9 protein-coding genes are annotated in these 4,476 nt (G+C 59.5%); 4 read left to right on the top strand and 5 right to left on the bottom strand.

Annotation, left to right across the window (positions count from 1 at the left end):
• A partial coding sequence (locus ASE61_RS26985; protein ID WP_210171887.1) for a DUF6894 family protein occupies positions 1 to 372 on the top strand: 372 nt, incomplete at its 5' end.
• A 261-nt stretch (positions 373 to 633) separates the two neighbouring features.
• Here the strand turns inward: ASE61_RS26985 and ASE61_RS26455 are convergent.
• Positions 634 to 801, bottom strand: a complete 168-nt coding sequence (locus tag ASE61_RS26455) for a hypothetical protein (RefSeq protein WP_156407074.1) — start codon at positions 799 to 801, stop codon at positions 634 to 636.
• Positions 802 to 1,012: 211 nt separating this feature from the next.
• On the opposite strand from ASE61_RS26455, the gene ASE61_RS12300 reads away from it, so the two are divergent.
• On the top strand, positions 1,013 to 1,231 hold the full coding sequence (locus ASE61_RS12300) for a hypothetical protein (protein ID WP_156407073.1): 219 nt from the start codon (positions 1,013 to 1,015) through the stop codon (positions 1,229 to 1,231).
• A gap of 53 nt (positions 1,232 to 1,284) precedes the next feature.
• Here the strand turns inward: ASE61_RS12300 and ASE61_RS12295 are convergent, their stop codons facing one another.
• From ASE61_RS12295 to ASE61_RS12280, 3 genes are all read right to left on the bottom strand, one after another.
• Entirely contained in the window at positions 1,285 to 1,494 is a 210-nt protein-coding gene (locus tag ASE61_RS12295; protein ID WP_061967325.1) for a hypothetical protein, read from the bottom strand.
• Positions 1,495 to 1,810: 316 nt separating this feature from the next.
• A complete protein-coding gene (locus ASE61_RS12285; protein WP_061967321.1) occupies positions 1,811 to 2,161 on the bottom strand; it encodes a hypothetical protein in 351 nt (116 codons plus the stop codon).
• Complete coding sequence (locus ASE61_RS12280) at positions 2,158 to 2,448, bottom strand: hypothetical protein (protein ID WP_061967319.1); 291 nt, start codon at positions 2,446 to 2,448, stop codon at positions 2,158 to 2,160. The genes ASE61_RS12285 and ASE61_RS12280 overlap by 4 nt, the downstream gene beginning before the upstream one ends.
• A 582-nt stretch (positions 2,449 to 3,030) precedes the next feature.
• Between ASE61_RS12280 and ASE61_RS27570 the strand changes: the two genes are divergently transcribed.
• Positions 3,031 to 3,144, top strand: a complete 114-nt coding sequence (locus ASE61_RS27570) for a DUF1236 domain-containing protein (protein WP_413813534.1) — start codon at positions 3,031 to 3,033, stop codon at positions 3,142 to 3,144.
• Positions 3,145 to 3,214: 70 nt separating this feature from the next.
• Here ASE61_RS27570 and ASE61_RS12270 read toward each other — a convergent pair whose 3' ends face one another.
• Positions 3,215 to 3,517 carry a DUF982 domain-containing protein gene (locus tag ASE61_RS12270; RefSeq protein ID WP_320409874.1) on the bottom strand — a complete coding sequence of 101 codons (303 nt, stop codon included), beginning with the start codon at positions 3,515 to 3,517 and terminating at the stop codon, positions 3,215 to 3,217.
• Positions 3,518 to 3,652: 135 nt separating this feature from the next.
• On the opposite strand from ASE61_RS12270, the gene ASE61_RS27565 reads away from it, so the two are divergent.
• On the top strand, positions 3,653 to 3,952 hold the full coding sequence (locus tag ASE61_RS27565; RefSeq protein ID WP_082617399.1) for a PilZ domain-containing protein: 300 nt from the start codon (positions 3,653 to 3,655) through the stop codon (positions 3,950 to 3,952).
• Positions 3,953 to 4,476: the final 524 nt, after the last annotated feature.

The following is a 4,476-nucleotide window of genomic DNA, read 5'->3' as shown; positions in this document are numbered from 1 at the left end:
TCGATCTTGAACTCACGCCCAAACTGTCGTCGCCTCATACGCCACCTCCGGTTTCATGAAACACCCAATCTCGGTGTCCACGAAACCGGCAGCAGGCCAATGCCGAAGTTTCGCTTCACGAACGAGGAGGGGGGCCATGTGGACCGTGACGACCAATCTCTTGAATTTCCCGACGCGCGAGCTGCAACTGATGATGCACAGCGCGCCCTGGTCGACATGGCAAGCGACAAGCTTCCAGTCGACGACGGCCTTGATCTAAGTGCATCGGTCGAGAACGATGCTGGCGAAGAAATCTATCGGGCCTCCCTCAAATTCCGGAAGGAAGCCGATAGAACGCCTCCACCTCCCGACGGAGCCAAGGGTCGAAAGTAGGCAGCCAGCCAGCGCCGATTATCTCGGCTCCTTCAGCTTGGCGCCCGCGCGAAGTTGCCACGGGTCATTCGGAAACGCGTTAAGGCTTCTTTATGTCCGAGTTGCGCGACTGCCGCGCCGCCTGTTGAAGGCCTAGGCGCATAATTTCCCGAACGGCGGCAGCGCGGGTTGGTATCCGGTTCTTGAAGCGCCAATCATCGATCTCTTCGAGTTCTTTGGCGGAGAGCATAACTTGGAGGCGTTGATCTCGTTTCACTCGCGTCATCGCCGAGTATCCTGGGGGTCGAGGAGGCGTATCACCTCCTCTATATCCGCGACGATTTCCGTCTGAAAACCCTCTATCTCCGGCTGAAAGACGATGCAGCTTTTGTTGCCGCGATGAGCGCGCAGCCGTTTCGCGGCTGCAACATCTGTCAGTTCGTAAGGCATGCGGTCCTCGTCACCATAAGCGCCTCGACAGAATGATCTTCAATAGGTGAGGTTCCGCTTGAAGGAGCGATGAGACGACGCAAGTCGGCTAGGGCTCGAGAGCGGACAGCCCGGCTCGCACGGTGCCGGGCCTTTTCGTTTGCACTGCGTCTTGTCCTTCGGGCTGACGCAGCGCCTAGTGCCGTCCGCGTTGCAGATCCAGGATGCAGCCATGCCGTTCTCATCGCTAACCGACCCCGTCGAACTCGCCCGCGCGCAGGCTGCTCTGGACGCGGCCTGGGAAGTGATCAAATCGATGGTTCCCGAAGAGCTCAGGGAGAGAGAACGGACTAGGCTGGCCTACATCATTGCCGCGTTCATCGCCGTCGCGGAAGATGAGGATGAGCTGGTTCGCAGGGCGATCAATCGCTATCGGAATTCGAACACATAAGCTCAGGCTGCCCTACCCATCGAAGGGGCAAGCCGGGAGACGTCCGGCAATTGCTATTGCACGGGCTGATGCTTGGCCTGCTCCTGGCTGGCCTTTGCGAGCATAGCCTCCAAGGCAACAAGGGCCGTCATTGGCAAGACGAGCAGCACGTCCGCGTCACCGACCGTTTCAAAAACAATGGCAGCGTCTCCTCGCGGGTCACCACTCACCTGGATCATGGTCGGCCTTACGACGGGAATTTCGACCGTGGGCTTCTTAGACATGGCGTTCTCAACATTTCAGTCTTCGCACCGGGTGAGCATCTTGCCGGACAGAGTGGCAAAATAGCACCCGTCCTCGTAGTGCAGCGGTGAACCGTCTTCGAGCGTGTACGAAGTCAACGGTGAGCCTGGCCAATCCCTCCAGACGATGACGGTGTAGCGGTTTCCATCCTCGTCCTGGCATTGCTCGCGGTAAAGCTCGCACTTAATGGGGCTAGGCCTTCGAGACGCATCGATGGCTTTCGAGATTGCGGCCATGGGAATACCTCACGCAACGGAGTGTCGGCGATTCAACAGCGTGAGAGCGAGGCTGTTCCCATCAGGTTTTGGAACCTGTCAAAGCGCTCGGATCGGCTGAAATACCTAGCCCGCTAGTCTCGCTGCCCGCGCTCGCCGCTTTGCATTCCACGTATTTCAAGCGCGTCGCGGCAGTATTCGGGAGCCCTGCAGCCTCCAGCCATGCCAGGAACTCTTCGGGCCGGATGGTGACGATCTGAAGGGCTCGTCCGCGGGCGAGCCACGCGTTCATGACGCTGAGCGCTGCGGCAAGCCAAACATCGTAATCGCTCGGCATCTCGTCGCGATCATGGGCGAGCTCCCATAGACGCTGGAAATCATCGCGTTCGTACCACGGTAGCGCCACCGTGTAAGCCTCGACCGACGGCTTCATTTCCCCTGTCGCTTCCTCACGAAGCGCTCCCAGAAGCTACGCAAGCTGCGGACGGAATTAGCCCCCGCAGGTCGCGGCGAGTCAACATGTTCGGCGGCGCGGGTCGCCGAACGAAAATGCTCTTCAGCGTCCACGCTGAAATTGACGTGACTGCCAGTCCGCTGCGCCATTTGCTGGGCCGTTTCGACGACGAACCTGATATCTGACGACTGTGCGTAGGCTGTGCCGGTAACATCGCGGAAGCCCCACTCAGCGCCGATGCGGCACACCGTCAGCTTTTGAACCATTGTTGCTTCCATGTGAGACGATCTGAACGGATCGTCCCCGTATCGGTTCGGTCGCTTGGTCGCCCATGCAGGTTCATGGCCAGGGCGACATTAGATAACTCGATCGGGAACCCTGGCCCCCGAATGGTTGCGCTTCCGACGTTCGCTAAGCATTGCATTTCGGAGTTGCGTTTTCTTGTTTCGTCTGGCGCGGTTCTTTCATGTCTTCGGCCTGAATCGAATGGGAACAGTCCCGAGAATTTCCAGTTGAGCTCCGGATGGGAGACGAACAGGAGATCAACTCATGAAGAAGATCATTCTTGTCGCCGCCGTGCTGATGGCGCCGTTGGCGGCTTTCGCACAGAACCCCGAAGGTGCACGCGGAGGCGCTGCCGCCGGCGCAGCAACCGGAGCTGTCGGCGGGGCGATTGTCGGCGGACCGGTAGGGGCCGTCGTAGGCGGCGTCGGTGGAGCGGTTGTCGGCGGCATCGCGGGTGATGCCACCCCGCGCTTCAAGACCTACGTACGCGAACACGAAGTGCCATCCTACACCTACCGTGAAGATGTCCGTGTGGGCGTCGTGCTGCCGGAGCGAGGTGTGACATATCGCGAAGTCCCGGCGAGTACGGCACGAAGGGCTATCGCTATACCGTCGTCAATGATCGGACAGTGATCGTCGAGCCCAAGACCCGCAAGATCATCCAGGTGATCGAATAGCAGCGCAGGCCGCGCGCGTCGGCTGGTCGCACAATGCCCCGTCAGCAAACGCTGGCGGGGTTTCATTTACTCAAGCCGTACCGTGGGGCCCGGTTCGCCTGCTGCCTGCAAACGCAACTGCGTCGAGGGCCAGAATGTCATTCTTCTCCGCCCATGAAGCGAAAAGACCCCTGGCGGTGTCAGCTTCAATGTCCCCCCGCATCGCGGCAAGGCACGATTTGCAGGCCAGAGAGTGGACCGCGTCCCGCTCACTTTTGGGCCAATCGGTGAGAAACATATAGGCCTCCATCGCGGTGGAAACCGCAGTTGGAATGCCGAGCCCGGTGAGAATGACGACCGGCCGCTCGAATTCATCGGAAGGCATCTGTGCCATAGCCATATTCTCCTAGAAGCACATGGGTCTGGTCCCGCGCCGGGACGCGGTGGACGATAATTTAGGTTCTGGCTATCGCGGTTTTCAAGGGCCCTGGCGCGATTGGTAGGCTAGGCCATTTCACCTCTCCGATTGATGCCATATAGCCGCCGCATGACCGAATATCCCCGAGCATCAAAACGCAGTCGAATGGTTGAGATGGCGAGGCTCACCACGGAGGACGGCGCGGTGTACAGCTGCATCATCCGGGATCTGTCGGCGGGTGGGGCAATGCTCCGTGTCCCCGCGGATGTTGAGATCAAGGGACGCGTGCGAGTCGTCGCCGATGTCTTAGGTCGGGAGCGCTCTGCACTGGTCAAATGGCGGGATGAAACCTCGATAGGCGTCGCTTTCGAGGATAGCGTTTATCCTAGCGGTACTCGGCCTCCATCATAAACCGAGGCTCTGTGTCAGAAGAATGCGCGATTCGAAACTTCGCTTCACGACAATCGATCGTATGGCGGCTATAAGGCTAGCGATGTTCTGGGAACAGATAAGGAAACCGCCAGCCCTGTCTCGCGCCAATTGCGCTCGATAGCAGCGCTCAGGGCGCTTGTAAGGCCTTGCTCCAGGCGACTTCCAAAGCCGGCGGCTCGCTCAGATGCCGGCGCCGGCCCGCCGGTTTCGTTCCAACTTAGGTTCACGTCGTCGCCGCGGATGCAAACCGCGATGTCAAGGCGACCGGTTTCGGTCGACAGGGAACCATGCTTAGCGGCGTTGGTAGCCATCTCGTGAAGCAACAGCGCGAGATTGGTGACCGCCTTGCCACCCACCTCGCAATCGTCCCCTCCAACGGATATCCGAGCACCCTCGGCATAGGGGGTGACCTGAGACCCTTTTCTCCTCCGGTCTGAGGGAGAGTCCTGGGTTTCATTTCTGGCCTCAGGCGGCCTGTTTTTCCAGCATGGATTTGAGGGCGA

Source organism: Allobosea sp. Root670 (assembly GCF_001429415.1).
In the GTDB taxonomy this organism is placed as follows: domain Bacteria; phylum Pseudomonadota; class Alphaproteobacteria; order Rhizobiales; family Beijerinckiaceae; genus Allobosea; species Allobosea robiniae.
This window is presented reverse-complemented; position numbering and strand designations above follow the sequence as displayed.